The following is a 13,104-nucleotide window of genomic DNA, read 5'->3' on the forward strand; positions in this document are numbered from 1 at the left end:
GGCCCGCAACATCCGCTGCCAACGCGAGATGACATGCCAACCTTGCGGGCCTGGCTCAAAGTGATACACACAAACCGGAAGGCGACGGGATGACCACCCAGCGACCACCCACCCGAGGTGAGACAACAACGGTCCCCGTCATCCCGGAGCCTGCCCGTCCGGCGAGGACATCTTTTGATCTTTAGTCTTGCTTTTGGGCAGGCGGGGAGTCCGCCCTGCGGGCGGGAAGCGCCTCACGGCGCCGAACGGTCACCTTCCGACCACCCCCGCCCCCGATGCCTGATTGTGTTTCAGTCGCCGAGCAGGCGTGTCAAGGCGGGAAAGAGTACCTTGACACGCCTGATCGGCGACCAAAGACCGGCTGTGGATCGGGGGCGGGGGAGGTCTGGTTGGGGTAGTCGGTCCACTTGCGTTGCCGGGCGGCGGTTGTGCAGGGCTGCCGCGGTCAGCCGAGTGCCAGGCCACTCGCGTTGCCGGCTGCCGGACGCAGGGCTGCCGCGTGGTCAGGCTGATCACCAGCCCGCTTGCGTTGCCGGCCGCCGGAACGGAGGCCTTCCGCACGGCCAGGCTTCCCCGCCGTCAGCTCCCCCTCACCGCCCGTGCGCGGCCTGTGGATAGCTGTGGACAACCCCTGTGGATTGTGGATAACTCAGCTCGCCTCGGATGTCGCTCGCATGTTGCGGGTCTGTTCGGCCCGTGCGGCCAGCTCCTCGTCGGGCGGGTAGTCGACCCCGGTCAGCGTCAGGCCGTGTGCTGGGGCCACCGCGCTGTCCCGCACTCGCCCGCGTAGCAGCTCCGCCGGCCACTCCACCGGGCGACGGCCGTCACCCACGAGGAGCATCGCGCCGACCAGGCTGCGGACCATCGAGTGGCAGAACGCGTCCGCCGAGACCTCGGCCTCCACCACGTGCTCGTCGATCCGGTGCCACGTGAACCGTTGCAGCTCGCGGATCGTCGTGCCGCCCTCGCGTTGCTTGCAGAACGCCGCGAAGTCCCGCAGACCCAGCAGCGCCTCCGACGCCTGGTTCATCGCCGTCAGGGACAGCGGGCGGCCCCAGGCCAGGGTGTCGAACCGGCGCAGCGGATCGACACCCCACGGCGCGTCCGACACCCGATAGCGGTAGTGCCGTCGAACGGCCGAGAACCGGGCGTCGAAACCCTCGGGTGCAACGCGCGCGTCCAGCACCCGCACGTCGCCTGGCAGGAACCGGTTCCAGCGGTGCCGCATCCGCTCCAGATCAAGAATTCCGTGCTCGTCCACCGCCAGCCGTCCGGCCGGCCCGGACAGCGGCACCACGTCCACGTGCACGACCTGCCCGGTCGCGTGCACCCCGGCGTCCGTGCGGCCGGCCACCACGACCGACTTCGGCACCGCGGCCCCGGGCGGCTGCTTCGCCAGCGCCTCCTCCAGCAGGCCCTGCACCGTGCGGCGGCCCGGCTGGCGGGCCCACCCGGAGAACTGCGTGCCGTCGTAGCTGACGTCCAGGCGCAGACGAACGAGCCCGCCCTCCCCGGAGGGAGCAGCGGGCTCGTTGCCTGGACCGAACTCAGCCGTCAGGACTCGTCCTTCTTGGCCTCGTCCTTGGTGTCCTCAGCCTTGGCCTCGTCGGCACCCTCGGCCGGCTCGGCCGTCGCCTCGGTGGTGGCCGACTCGGGCGCCTCGGCGTCCTGGTCGGTCGCCTCGGCCTTGGTCTCCTCGACCGCGGATGAAGCCTCGGCAGTGTCCTTAGCCGCGAACTTGGTCTTCCGCGCCTTCTCCGCCTCCGCGGTGACGGTCTTCTCGGACACCAGCTCGATGACCGCCATCGGGGCGTTGTCGCCCTTGCGCGGCATCGTCTTGGTGATCCGGGTGTAGCCGCCGTTGCGGTCCGCGAAGAACGGGCCGATCTCGGCCAGCAGCTTGTGAACCACGTCCTTGTCGCGGATCACGCGCTGGATCTGACGCCGGTTGTGCAGGTCGCCGCGCTTCGCCTTGGTGATCAGCTTCTCGGCGAGCGGCCGCATCCGGCGGGCCTTGGCCTCGGTCGTGGTGATCTTGCCGTGCTCGAACAGCGACGTGGCGAGGTTCGCCATCATCAGCCGCTCGTGGGCCGCGGATCCACCGAGACGGGGGCCCTTCGTGGGGGTGGGCATTGCTTCTCCTCGTAAATCCGGCCGCTTTCAGGCCGGCGCCCGCCCCGCACGCTCATCCGGCGGGGCGGGCTGCCGTCCTTACAGCTGCTCCGTCTCTGCGTAGTCCTGGCCGTCGTCGTGGCCGTTGTCCGACAGACCGCCGACACCCTCGGCGGACCAGCTCTCGCCGCCCTCGTAGGACGCGGCAGCCGCGGTCGGGTCGAACCCGGGCGGGCTGTCCTTCAGCGAGAGGCCGAGACCGACGAGCTTCATCTTGACCTCGTCGATCGACTTCGCGCCGAAGTTGCGGATGTCGAGCAGGTCGGCCTCGCTGCGCGAGACCAGTTCGCCGACCGTGTGGATGCCCTCGCGCTTGAGGCAGTTGTACGACCGGACCGTCAGGTCCAGGTCCTCGATCGGCATCGCGTAGGCGGCGATGGTGTCCGCCTCCTGCGGCGACGGGCCGATCTCGATGCCCTCGGCGTCGACGTTGAGCTCCCGGGCCAGGCCGAACAGCTCGACCAGCGTCTTGCCGGCGGAAGCGACGGCGTCCCGCGGGGTGATCGACGGCTTGGTCTCGACGTCCAGGATCAGCTTGTCGAAGTCGGTGCGCTGCTCGACACGGGTCGCCTCGACCTTGTAGGTGACCTTCAGCACCGGCGAGTAGATCGAGTCGACCGGGATCCGGCCGATCTCGGCACCCGCCTGCTTGTTCTGCTGGGCAGGCACGTAACCACGACCGCGCTCGACGACCAGTTCGATCTCCAGCTTGCCCTTGCCGTTCAGCGAGGCGATGTGCAGATCCTGGTTGTGCACGGTGACGCCGGCCGGCGGCACGATGTCGGCCGCGGTGACCTCACCCGGGCCCTGCTTGCGCAGGTACATGGTGACGGGCTCGTCCTCCTCGGAGGACACGACCAGTTCCTTGAGGTTCAGGATGATGTCGGTGACGTCTTCCTTCACCCCGGGGACCGTGGTGAACTCGTGCAGCACCCCGTCGATGCGGATGCTGGTGACCGCCGCGCCCGGGATGGACGACAGCAGCGTGCGCCGCAGCGAGTTGCCGAGGGTGTACCCGAAGCCGGGCTCCAGCGGCTCGATGGTGAACCGGGACCGGGTCTCGTTGATCGGCTCCTCGCCGAGGGCCGGTCGCTGGGAAATCAGCACTTTCTTCTCTTCCTTTCCTGCCGGCGCCCGCCATATGACGCCGAAAGGGATGGCGAAGCGGCGGCGCGCGGGTGCGCGCCGCCGCTGCCGATCACTTCGAGTAGTACTCGACGATCAGCTGTTCCTGGACGGGAACGTCGATCTGCGCCCGCTCGGGGAGCTGGTGCACCAGGATGCGCAGGTTGGACTGCACGACCTGCAGCCAGCCGGGGATCGGCCGGTCGCCGAAGGACTCCTTGGCGGCCACGAAGGGCAGCATCTGGAGCGACTTCGGCCGCACGTCGATGATGTCGAACTTCTCGACCTGGTAGCTGGGGATCGTCACCTTCACGCCGTTGACGGTGAAGTGACCGTGCGCGACCAGCTGACGCGCCTGGCGGCGGGTCCGGGCCAGGCCGGCGCGGTACACGACGTTGTCCAGGCGCGACTCGAGGATCTGCAGCAGGTTCTCACCGGTCTTGCCGGGGCGCCGCGCGGCCTCCTTGTAGTAGCGGCTGAACTGCCGCTCCAGGACACCGTAGGTGTAGCGAGCCTTCTGCTTCTCCTGGAGCTGAAGCAGGTACTCGCTCTCCTTGATGCGGCCGCGGCCGTGCTGGCCGGGCGGGTACGGGCGGCGCTCGAAAGCCTGGTCGCCGCCGACGAGGTCAACCTTGAGGCGCCGCGAGATGCGAGTCGCGGGGCCGGTGTAGCGAGCCATGTGTTGTTACTCCTCCCCGTTCCTCAGACCCGGCGCCGCTTGGGCGGGCGGCAGCCGTTGTGAGGCTGCGGGGTCACGTCCTGGATGGTGCCGACCTCGAGACCGGCGGCCTGCAGCGAACGGATCGCCGTCTCCCGGCCGGAACCCGGGCCCTTGACGAACACGTCGACCTTCTTCATCCCGTGCTCGGCGGCCTTGCGGGCCGCGTTCTCGGCCGCCATCTGCGCGGCGAACGGGGTGGACTTGCGGGAGCCCTTGAAGCCGACGTGGCCGGACGAGGCCCACGAGATCACGGCACCGTTCGGGTCGGTGATCGACACGATGGTGTTGTTGAACGTGCTCTTGATGTGGGCGTGGCCGTGGGCCACGTTCTTCTTTTCCTTCCGCCGGACCTTCTTGGCCCCGGCGCGAGCCTTGGGTGGCATGTTGGGTGGTTTCTCCTGCCTAGCGCGAGTTTTCGGTCTGAGCGGCGGCAGCGGCGGCCTCGCGGGCCTCCTGCTGGCCACGCCGGATCAGCGAGCCGGCGTCGGTGTAGAGCTGGCGAAGCGCCATCGGGCGGGCGTACAGGGCCTTCGGCGAGACGCACGAATTGTTGCGGCGACGCATCTGCCCGGCGCCGATCCGCACGACCTTCTTGCCCTGGACGCTCACTTCTTGCCAGCCTTCTTCTTGCCGGCGACCGTCTTCTTCGGACCCTTGCGGGTGCGGGCGTTGGTCTTGGTCCGCTGACCGCGGACGGGCAGACCGCGGCGCCACCGCAGGCCCTCGTAGCAGCCGATCTCGATCTTGCGACGGATGTCGGCCTGCACCTCGCGGCGGAGGTCACCCTCGACCTTGAAGTTCTCTTCGATGTAGTCCCGCAGCTTGACGAGGTCGTCGTCGGACAGGTCGCGCACCCGGGTGTCCGGGTTCAGCGACGTCGCGGCGATGAGCTCCTTCGAGCGGGTACGACCGATGCCGTAGATGTAGGTCAGCGCGATCTCCAACCGCTTCTCGCGGGGGAGGTCTACGCCGGCGAGTCGTGCCATGGCGCTTGATGCTCCTTCTAGTGTTCATCGCTCCAGGTGTGCTCCCCGCCCGGTTCCGGGACCGACTCGCATGTCGTCCGGAGCACTTGCGTGTCCGGTGTCCCGGCCCCGGCCTGGAGTCCGGGGGTCGGCTGGGCCGCTCGCGCGACCCGGCAGGTGCGGGGAGGGTATTCAGCTGTCCGTCCGCTCTGCGTGGTGCGAGCGGTGATCAGCCCTGCCGCTGCTTGTGCCGCAGGTTCTCGCAGATCACCATGATCCGGCCGTGGCGGCGGATCACCTTGCACTTGTCGCAGATCTTCTTGACGCTCGGCTGGACCTTCACGTCTCCTGCTTCCTTATGCGTTGCTCACCGTGTCACTTGTAGCGGTAGACGATCCGCCCGCGAGACAGGTCGTACGGCGACAGCTCCACGACAACCCGGTCCTCCGGGAGGATGCGGATGTAGTGCTGCCGCATCTTGCCGCTGATGTGTGCCAGGACCTTGTGACCGTTCTCCAACTCGACTCGGAACATCGCGTTGGGGAGTGGCTCGATGACCCGACCTTCGACCTCGATGGCCCCGTCTTTCTTAGCCATGTCCTCCGCGTTTCGTGACTGGGTAGAGCACCGAAATGGGCAACTCTTGCGTTCGGCGGACACGCCGCACCGACCCCAAGGACCCGAGCATTGACGAGCACGTTGGAACCGGCGTGATGGGTACGCCGACTAGATAGTGTACGCAGCCTGTGTCGCACCTCGCGAGGCGGGGTGATGTGTGGTAGGCAACGTCACTCCGACGATACCCCTGATCGCCCCCGAAGGGGCGAAACCGCAGGTCAGGAGCCTTCGGGGAGGGTCAGGACGCGCGGACCGTCCTCCGTGACGGCGACCGTGTGCTCCCAGTGGGCGGCGCGCGAGCCGTCCGCGGTCACCACGGTCCAGCCGTCCTCCAGCTCGACGGTCTCGGCGCTGCCGCCGGTCAGCATCGGCTCGATGGCCAGCGCCATACCGGGCTTGAGCTTCGGCCCCTTGCCGGGCTTGCCGACGTTGGGCAGGAACGGCTCCATGTGCATCTCGGTGCCGATGCCATGCCCGCCGTACTCGACGATCTGGCCGTAGTCGATGCCGTCGGCCGCCGCGGAGGTCTCGGCCGAGGACTGCACGGCGTGCGAGATGTCGGTGAGCCGGGCGCCGGGCACCGCGGCCTCGATGCCGGCGAGCATCGCGGCGCGGGTGGCGGCCGACAGCGCCTGGTCGGCGGCCGAGACCGTGCCGATGGCCAGGGTGACGGCGGAGTCGCCGTGCCAGCCGTCGAGGATCGCGCCGCAGTCCACGGACAGCAGGTCGCCCTCGGCCAGCACGGTCGTCTTCGCCGGGATGCCGTGGACGACCTGCTCGTTCACCGACGCGCAGATCGAGGCCGGGAAGCCGTGGTAGCCCTTGAACGAGGGCACCGCACCGGCGGCCCGGATCGTCTGCTCGGCGATCTCGTCGAGGTCACCGGTGCTGACGCCGGGCCGGGCGGCCTCGGCTACCGCCGCGAGGGTGCGGGCCACCACGATGCCGGCTGCCCGCATCGCGTCCAGCTCGCCGGGCGTCTTGATCTCGATGCCGCGGTGGCGGCGGAGCACGGAAGGCACCAGGTTCACGCGCGGTCGTCGAGTGCGTTCACGATCCGCGAGGACACCTCGTCGACCTCGCCGACGCCGTCCACCTTCACCAGGATGTCGCGGTAGTAGTCCAGCAGCGGCGCGGTCTCCGACTGGTAGACCTGCTGCCTGCGGCGGATGACCTCTTCGGTGTCGTCCGTGCGGCCGCGGCCCAGCAGACGCGCGACCAGGACGTCCTCCGGCACGTCGAGCTGGATGACGGCGTCGAGGGCGCTGTCCGACTCGGCCAGCATCTCGCCGAGGACCTCGGCCTGCTTGGTGTTGCGCGGGAACCCGTCCAGCAGGAAGCCGGCCTTGGTGTCGGACTCGGCCAGGCGCTCGCGGACCATCTCGTTGGTGACGCTGTCCGGGACCAGCTCGCCCGAGTCGAGGTAACGCTTCGCCTCCTCGCCCAGCGGCGTCTGCTCCGCCACGTGAGCGCGGAAGAGGTCACCGGTGGAGATGTGCGGGATGGAGAGCCGCTGCGACAGCGCTACCGCCTGAGTTCCCTTTCCTGCTCCGGGCGGGCCGACAAGAACCAGGCGCGTCATCGCAAGAACCCTTCGTAATTCCGCTGCATCAGCTGGCTTTCGATCTGCTTCACCGTGTCGAGGCCGACGCCGACCATGATCAGCACAGCGGTGCCGCCGAACGGGAAGTTCTGGTTGTTGCCCTCCTGCGTGATGGACAGGAAGAAGTTCGGGAGGATCGCGATGATGCCGAGGTAGAGCGAGCCGGGGAAGGTGATCCGGCCCAGCACGAAGCTCAGGTACTCGGCGGTCGGCCGGCCCGGGCGGATGCCCGGGATGAAGCCGCCGAACTTCTTCATCTCCTCCGCGCGCTCATCCACGTTGAAGGTGATGGTGATGTAGAAGTACGTGAAGAAGATGATCAGCGCGAAGTACAGCAGGATGTGCACCCAGCTGGACTGGTTGACCACGTAGGTCTGCAGGAACGCCTGCCAGCCCGAGCCGCTGGTCGGGTCACCGAACAGACGGCTGATCAGGTCCGGCAGGTAGAGCAGCGACGAAGCGAAGATGACCGGGATGACACCGGCCTGGTTCACCTTGATCGGCAGGTAGGTCGACGTGCCGCCGTACATCCGGCGGCCGATCATCCGCTTGGCGTACTGCACCGGGATCCGGCGCTGGCCCTGCTCGACGAAGATGACGCTGGCGATGATCACCAGGCCGAAGAGGCACACCAGCGCGAAGACGAGACCGCCCTGGTTGTTCAGGATGTTCATGCCCTCGGCCGGGATGCGGGCCGCGATGTTCAGGAAGATCAGGACGGACATGCCGTTGCCGACGCCGCGCTCGGTGATGAGCTCGCCCAGCCACATCATGACCGCGGTGCCCGCCGTCATCGTGATGACGATCAGCGCCAGCGAGAAGATGCTGTTGTCCGGGATGATCGACTGCGCGCAGTCCGGGAACAGCTGGCCGCGGTCGGCCAGCGCCACCACACCGGTCGCCTGCAGGATCGCCAGCGCGATCGTCAGGTACCGGGTGTACTGCGTCAGCTTGCTCTGGCCGGCCTGGCCTTCCTTCTTCAGCTCCTCGAACCGCGGGATGACGACGGTGAGCAGCTGGACGATGATGCTGGCCGTGATGTACGGCATGATGCCGGTCGAGAAGATCGACAACTGCAGGAGCGCCCCGCCGCTGAACAGGTTCAGCAGGGAGTAGATGCCGGACTGGTCGGCACCTGCCTGGCATGCCTGCACATTGGGATAGGAGATCCCGGGCGCCGGAGTGACCGCACCGATCCGGTACACGGCCACGATCAACAGCGTGAACAGGATCTTCTTGCGCAGGTCCGGCGTGGCGAGAGCCGAGCGAAAGGCGCTGAGCACGCGGGGGACCTCCTCGGCGTCGCCGGTGGGTGTCACCGGCGATCGGCTTGGCCGGCACGCTGGCCGGCAGGAACACCATGTCGCTGGCAAGCCAGCAGCGCTCCGGGGCAGATGGGTCCCCGAAGCGCGTCGCCCGACTCTAACAGCCGGGGGTTGGAGGGCTGTGAGGTAGGCCGTGTTATGAGCCGGAGGCGGCCAGCGTGCCGGCCATGCCGAGCAGGACGACTCCGGTGCCGCGGTCCATGTTGCGGCGGGCGCGGGCGCTCAGGCGGACAGCCTTGAGCGCGGCGCCGACCGCGGCGTAGGCGGTGCCGGCGAGGAACTCGGCGAGCAGGTAGACGGCGCCGAGGACGGCGATCTGGGCGGTGGGCGAGCCGTGCGCGGGGTCGACGAACTGCGGCACGAAGGCGGTGAAGATGAGGATCGCCTTGGGGTTGGTGATGGCGACGAGGAACTCCTTGCGCAGCACAGGTCCCGGCGGCGGGGTCTGCGCGGGCTGGGGTTTGGCGCGCAGGAGGCGGACCGCGAGCCAGACGAGGTAGGCCACGCCGGCCCACTTGATGACGGTGAGCGCCGGCTCGGAGGCGGCGAGCAGCTGCCCCAGCCCACCCGCGACGGCGCCGATCATGAGGGTGAAGGCGGCCAGGCGCCCGAGCAGCCCCGCGAGCGCCCGCGGAAGGCCGTGCTGAATCCCGTGGTGCAGCCCGAGAAGGTTGTTGGCCCCCGGCGTGAGGGCGATGAGCATGGCGGCACCGAGGAAGACGAGCAACCAGGTCATGGGGTGACGGTAGGTGGGGCGGCTGGTTCGGGAGTGGTTGTGGGCTGGGCGGCTGTTGCGCGCTGCGCGGTCGGTGGGGCGGTGGGCGGCCGGTGCGCGCTGGGTGGCCGGTGCGTGGTGGGCGACCGGTGCCCTGGGTGGCCGGTGCGCGCTGGGTGGGCGGTGCGCGGTGGGTGGCCGGTGCGCGATGACCGGCCGGTCCGCGCCGGGCGCCCAGTCCGCGTGGGCGACTGGTGCGCGGTGGGCGACCGGTCGCGCTGGGCGGTGCGCGCTGAGCGGCTGTTCGGAGCGCGGCGGCTGGTGAGGCAGTGCCCAGCCGCGGTCCGGCTGTCCCGGCGGGGCCCCGGGGCGGCTGCTCGGACCACGGCGGCAGGCCGGGGAAGTGCCGCGCCCGCGCCGCCTCCCGCTGCGAAGCGCCTCACCCGAGCCGCCTCCCGGCGGCTCCCCTGGCGACCTGCCGCACGCGGCGGCTCTCCCGGCGAGACGCCCGCGATCCGCTGCGGGACCGCCCGGCCCTCGACTGGCGGCGGTCCGCTGGCCGGCCATGTGGGCACCGCCATCGCGGTGGCGGCCGTGGTTACCTGGCCGCTCCGGTGCGGGCTACAGCTGCGGCCGGTCGGCCCCGGGTCGCTGCTCGGGCCGTGGTGACTCCTCCGGCGAAGTGTCCGCGCCGGGGCCCGGCTGCGCCGTGGGCGACCAGCCCTGGTCCGGCTGCCCCGTAGCTGCCTGCCCTCCGGGCGGGCGGCCCAGGTCCGGCTGACCCGGCGGCTGTGGAGCCTGCGGGGGTCCGGGGGCGAAGCCGGCGTGTGGCGGCATGCCGTGGCCGCCCGGGTAGGGCTCGCCCTTGGGCCAGTGTCTTGTCGGCGCCGGGAACTGGGGTCCGGGCTGGTAGCCGGGCGGCGCGGGGACCCCGTAGCGCGGCGTGGTCGGGTCCGGGGCGCGCCGGCCGCGGGTCGTGGCCAGTACCGCGGCCACGATCGCCGCCAGGGTCGCCCCGGCCACCAGCCAGAAGCCGAGCCCGAAGCTGTCCCCCGTCGTGAAATCGCCGTCGCCCTCGGCGGCGCCTGTTGGGCGGAAACTCTCGTGCAGGCTGACTCCCTGCAGCACTATCCCCGCGGTCGTCGCCAGCAGGAAGGCCGCTCCGATCGCCGTCGCCAGTGCCGCGGCGAGCTTGCGGCCCGGCGACGCGGTCCGGCGGGCCGCGGCGAGGCCCAGCACGGCCGCGACGAGCAGCAGCAACCCGGCGGCCGCCAGCAGGTAGCCGTTGCGGACCGGGCTGCCGAAGGTGTTCGTCGGGATCCCGGGCTCGACCGCCTCCGCCGACAGGTCCCAACCGGTCACCGTCAGCTTCAGCTGCGCCTCGCCCTGGAAGAGCAGCTCGCCCAGGAACAGCGCCAGGAACGAGCCCGTCACGGCGGCCGCGGCGGCCAGCAGCGCCAGCACGGCGCCCACGATCCGACCGCCGTGCCAGCCGGGACGACGGCCCGGCGGAACCCCGGGAAACGACATCACCCGATCGTGGCACCCAGGGCCGGAAAAAGGAACGGCCCGCCGGTTCGAAGACCGGCGGGCCGTCCCGCGTCAAAGCGTCAGAGCTCGGTGGCCGAGCCGCCCGCCGCCTCGAGCTTCTCCTTCGCGGACGAGGAGAACTTGTCGGCGGTGACGTTCAGCTTCACGCCGTTCAGGTCGCCGTTGCCGAGGACCTTGACGAGCTGGTTCTTGCGAACCAGACCGCGCTCCACCAGCTGCTCCTTGGTGACGTCGCCACCGTCCGGGAAGACCCGGGCGATGTCGCCGACGTTCACCGGCTGGTACTCGGTGCGGAAGCGGTTCTTGAACCCACGCAGCTTCGGCAGCCGCATGTGGATGGGCATCTGCCCACCCTCGAACCCGGCGGGCACGTTCTTCCGGGCCTTGGTGCCCTTCGTACCGCGACCGGCGGTCTTGCCCTTCGAACCCTCACCACGACCGACGCGGATCTTCTCGCGCTTGGCGCCCGGGGCCGGGCGCAGGTGGTGGATCTTGATGGCCGTCATGCCTTGACCTCCTCAACAGTCACGAGGTGGCGGACGGTGTGGATCAGACCGCGGACCTCCGGAGTGTCCTCGCGCACCACGGACTGCCGGATCTTGCGCAGCCCGAGGGTCCGCAGCGTGTCCCGGTGGTTCTGCTTGGTGCCGATCTTGCTCCGGACCTGGGTCACCTTGAGCTGAGCCATGTCAGACCCCCTGTCCCGCGCGCTGACGCAGCATCCGGGCCGGGGCGACGTCCTCGAGCGGCAGACCGCGACGGGCCGCCACCTCCTCCGGACGCTGGAGACCCTTCAGGGCCGCCACGGTCGCGTGCACGATGTTGATCGCGTTGTCGGAGCCCAGCGACTTCGACAGCACGTCGTGCACGCCCGCGCACTCCAGCACCGCACGCACCGGGCCACCGGCGATGACACCGGTACCGGCGCTGGCCGGACGGAGCAGGACCACACCGGCGGCCTCCTCACCCTGGATCGGGTGCGGGATGGTGCCGGCGATCCGGGGCACGCGGAAGAAGTTCTTCTTCGCTTCCTCGACGCCCTTGGCGATGGCCGCGGGAACTTCCTTGGCCTTGCCGTAGCCGACGCCGACCTGACCGTCGCCGTCACCGACGACCACCAGGGCGGTGAAGCTGAAGCGACGACCACCCTTCACGACCTTGGCGACGCGGTTGATCGCGACGACGCGCTCGAGGTGCGGGGTCTTCTCCTGGCCGGCCCCGCCACGGCCACCGTCGCGGCGGTCGCGGCGGTCACGACGGTCGCGGTCGTTGCCGCCCGGACCGCCCTGTCCACCGCCCTGCCGTGTACGTCCCGGCATCAGGCTTTCCTTCCATTCGCGAGCATGTGCATGGTTCTCAGAACTCCAACCCCGCCTCGCGAGCGGCGTCGGCCAGCGCGGCGATGCGGCCGTGGTAGCGGTTGCCACCGCGGTCGAACACGACGCTGGAGATGCCCGCACCCTTGGCGCGGGCGGCCACGAGCTCGCCGACCTTGGCGGCCTTGGCCTTCTTGTCGCCCTCGAGCGCACGCACGTCGGCCTCGAGGCTCGACGCCGACGCCAGGGTGTGCCCGGCCACGTCGTCGATCACCTGGACCGTGATGTGCCGCGAGGACCGGTGGATGACCAGCCGGGGCCGCTGAGCGGTCCCGCCGACCTTCTTGCGAAGCCGGAAGTGACGGCGCGCCTTCGCGACGCGGCGCCGGGTCGAGATGTCCTTGCCGACCGGCTTCCGCTTCTTCGTTGCCGTTTCGCTCATGATCACTTACCCGTCTTTCCGACCTTGCGACGGATGCGCTCACCCTCGTAGCGCAGCCCCTTGCCCTTGTACGGGTCCGGACGGCGGAGCCGGCGGATCACCGCGGCGATCTGGCCGACCTTCTGCTTGTCGATGCCGGACACGGAGAACCGGGTCGGGGTCTCGACCTTGAAGGTGATGCCTTCCGGCGCCTCGATCAGCACGGGGTGGCTGTAGCCGAGGGCGAATTCGAGGTTGCTGCCCTTGGCCTGGACGCGGTAACCGACACCGTGGATCTCGAGCTTCTTCTCGTAACCCTCGGTCACACCCACGACCAGGTTGTTGACCAGCGTGCGGGTCAGACCGTGCAGGGCACGGCTCTCCCGCTCGTCGTCCGGGCGCTTGACCAGCAGCGCACCGTCCTCACCGCGCTCGACCGTGATCGGCTCGGCGACAGTGTGGGAAAGGGTGCCCTTGGGACCCTTCACCGAGATGTTCTGGCCGTCGATGGTCACCTCGACCCCGGAAGGGACGGTGATCGGCTGCTTACCGATGCGCGACATGCCTGCTCT

General features: G+C 69.7%; 19 protein-coding genes. All 19 read right to left on the minus strand.

What is annotated here, in order from left to right:
- Positions 1 to 649: 649 nt before the first annotated feature.
- The gene (gene truA, locus D0D28_RS10275) at positions 650 to 1,486 is read right to left on the minus strand and encodes a tRNA pseudouridine(38-40) synthase TruA (RefSeq protein ID WP_205413222.1); all 837 of its coding nucleotides are present in this window, start codon (positions 1,484 to 1,486) and stop codon (positions 650 to 652) included.
- A 68-nt stretch (positions 1,487 to 1,554) separates the two neighbouring features.
- Positions 1,555 to 2,133 (minus strand): 50S ribosomal protein L17, encoded by a 579-nt coding sequence (rplQ, locus tag D0D28_RS10280; protein ID WP_094003913.1) that lies wholly within the window; start codon positions 2,131 to 2,133, stop codon positions 1,555 to 1,557.
- A 78-nt stretch (positions 2,134 to 2,211) separates the two neighbouring features.
- Positions 2,212 to 3,279, minus strand: a complete 1,068-nt coding sequence (locus tag D0D28_RS10285) for a DNA-directed RNA polymerase subunit alpha (protein ID WP_017986635.1) — start codon at positions 3,277 to 3,279, stop codon at positions 2,212 to 2,214.
- Between the two features lie 91 nt (positions 3,280 to 3,370).
- Positions 3,371 to 3,976, minus strand: a complete 606-nt coding sequence (gene rpsD, locus D0D28_RS10290) for a 30S ribosomal protein S4 (protein ID WP_094003912.1) — start codon at positions 3,974 to 3,976, stop codon at positions 3,371 to 3,373.
- A gap of 23 nt (positions 3,977 to 3,999) precedes the next feature.
- Positions 4,000 to 4,401 carry a 30S ribosomal protein S11 gene (gene rpsK, locus D0D28_RS10295; protein WP_017986633.1) on the minus strand — a complete coding sequence of 134 codons (402 nt, stop codon included), beginning with the start codon at positions 4,399 to 4,401 and terminating at the stop codon, positions 4,000 to 4,002.
- Between the two features lie 19 nt (positions 4,402 to 4,420).
- A complete protein-coding gene (locus D0D28_RS10300; protein WP_094003911.1) occupies positions 4,421 to 4,627 on the minus strand; it encodes a hypothetical protein in 207 nt (68 codons plus the stop codon).
- Entirely contained in the window at positions 4,624 to 5,004 is a 381-nt protein-coding gene (gene rpsM, locus D0D28_RS10305) for a 30S ribosomal protein S13 (RefSeq protein ID WP_094003910.1), read from the minus strand. Before rpsM ends, D0D28_RS10300 begins: the two co-directional genes overlap by 4 nt.
- Before the next feature lie 208 nt (positions 5,005 to 5,212).
- Positions 5,213 to 5,326, minus strand: coding sequence for a 50S ribosomal protein L36 (gene rpmJ, locus D0D28_RS10310; RefSeq protein ID WP_004558882.1), 114 nt, complete (start codon positions 5,324 to 5,326; stop codon positions 5,213 to 5,215).
- 32 nt (positions 5,327 to 5,358) lie between these two features.
- On the minus strand, positions 5,359 to 5,580 hold the full coding sequence (infA, locus tag D0D28_RS10315) for a translation initiation factor IF-1 (protein WP_005443304.1): 222 nt from the start codon (positions 5,578 to 5,580) through the stop codon (positions 5,359 to 5,361).
- Positions 5,581 to 5,819: 239 nt separating this feature from the next.
- Positions 5,820 to 6,632 carry a type I methionyl aminopeptidase gene (map, locus tag D0D28_RS10320; RefSeq protein ID WP_116110452.1) on the minus strand — a complete coding sequence of 271 codons (813 nt, stop codon included), beginning with the start codon at positions 6,630 to 6,632 and terminating at the stop codon, positions 5,820 to 5,822.
- Positions 6,629 to 7,183: an adenylate kinase gene (locus tag D0D28_RS10325; protein ID WP_094003908.1), complete on the minus strand. Its 555-nt coding sequence runs from the start codon at positions 7,181 to 7,183 to the stop codon at positions 6,629 to 6,631. The genes map and D0D28_RS10325 overlap by 4 nt, the downstream gene beginning before the upstream one ends.
- Positions 7,180 to 8,487, minus strand: a complete 1,308-nt coding sequence (gene secY / locus D0D28_RS10330) for a preprotein translocase subunit SecY (protein ID WP_094003917.1) — start codon at positions 8,485 to 8,487, stop codon at positions 7,180 to 7,182. Before secY ends, D0D28_RS10325 begins: the two co-directional genes overlap by 4 nt.
- Positions 8,488 to 8,665: 178 nt before the next feature.
- A complete protein-coding gene (locus D0D28_RS10335) occupies positions 8,666 to 9,265 on the minus strand; it encodes a LysE family translocator (RefSeq protein WP_116110453.1) in 600 nt (199 codons plus the stop codon).
- A gap of 600 nt (positions 9,266 to 9,865) precedes the next feature.
- The gene (locus tag D0D28_RS10340) at positions 9,866 to 10,774 is read right to left on the minus strand and encodes a hypothetical protein (protein ID WP_162831028.1); all 909 of its coding nucleotides are present in this window, start codon (positions 10,772 to 10,774) and stop codon (positions 9,866 to 9,868) included.
- Between the two features lie 80 nt (positions 10,775 to 10,854).
- Entirely contained in the window at positions 10,855 to 11,301 is a 447-nt protein-coding gene (gene rplO / locus D0D28_RS10345; RefSeq protein WP_094003905.1) for a 50S ribosomal protein L15, read from the minus strand.
- On the minus strand, positions 11,298 to 11,483 hold the full coding sequence (gene rpmD / locus D0D28_RS10350) for a 50S ribosomal protein L30 (protein ID WP_094003904.1): 186 nt from the start codon (positions 11,481 to 11,483) through the stop codon (positions 11,298 to 11,300). Before rpmD ends, rplO begins: the two co-directional genes overlap by 4 nt.
- 1 nt (position 11,484) lies before the next feature.
- Complete coding sequence (gene rpsE, locus D0D28_RS10355) at positions 11,485 to 12,114, minus strand: 30S ribosomal protein S5 (protein WP_094003903.1); 630 nt, start codon at positions 12,112 to 12,114, stop codon at positions 11,485 to 11,487.
- A gap of 37 nt (positions 12,115 to 12,151) precedes the next feature.
- Positions 12,152 to 12,553, minus strand: coding sequence for a 50S ribosomal protein L18 (gene rplR / locus D0D28_RS10360; protein WP_094003916.1), 402 nt, complete (start codon positions 12,551 to 12,553; stop codon positions 12,152 to 12,154).
- 2 nt (positions 12,554 to 12,555) lie between these two features.
- Positions 12,556 to 13,095 carry a 50S ribosomal protein L6 gene (gene rplF, locus D0D28_RS10365; protein WP_017986620.1) on the minus strand — a complete coding sequence of 180 codons (540 nt, stop codon included), beginning with the start codon at positions 13,093 to 13,095 and terminating at the stop codon, positions 12,556 to 12,558.
- Between the last annotated feature and the right edge of the window lie 9 nt (positions 13,096 to 13,104).

It is taken from the genome of Amycolatopsis ruanii, from assembly GCF_003385175.1.
GTDB classification, from domain to species: Bacteria; Actinomycetota; Actinomycetes; order Mycobacteriales; family Pseudonocardiaceae; genus Amycolatopsis_E; species Amycolatopsis_E thermalba.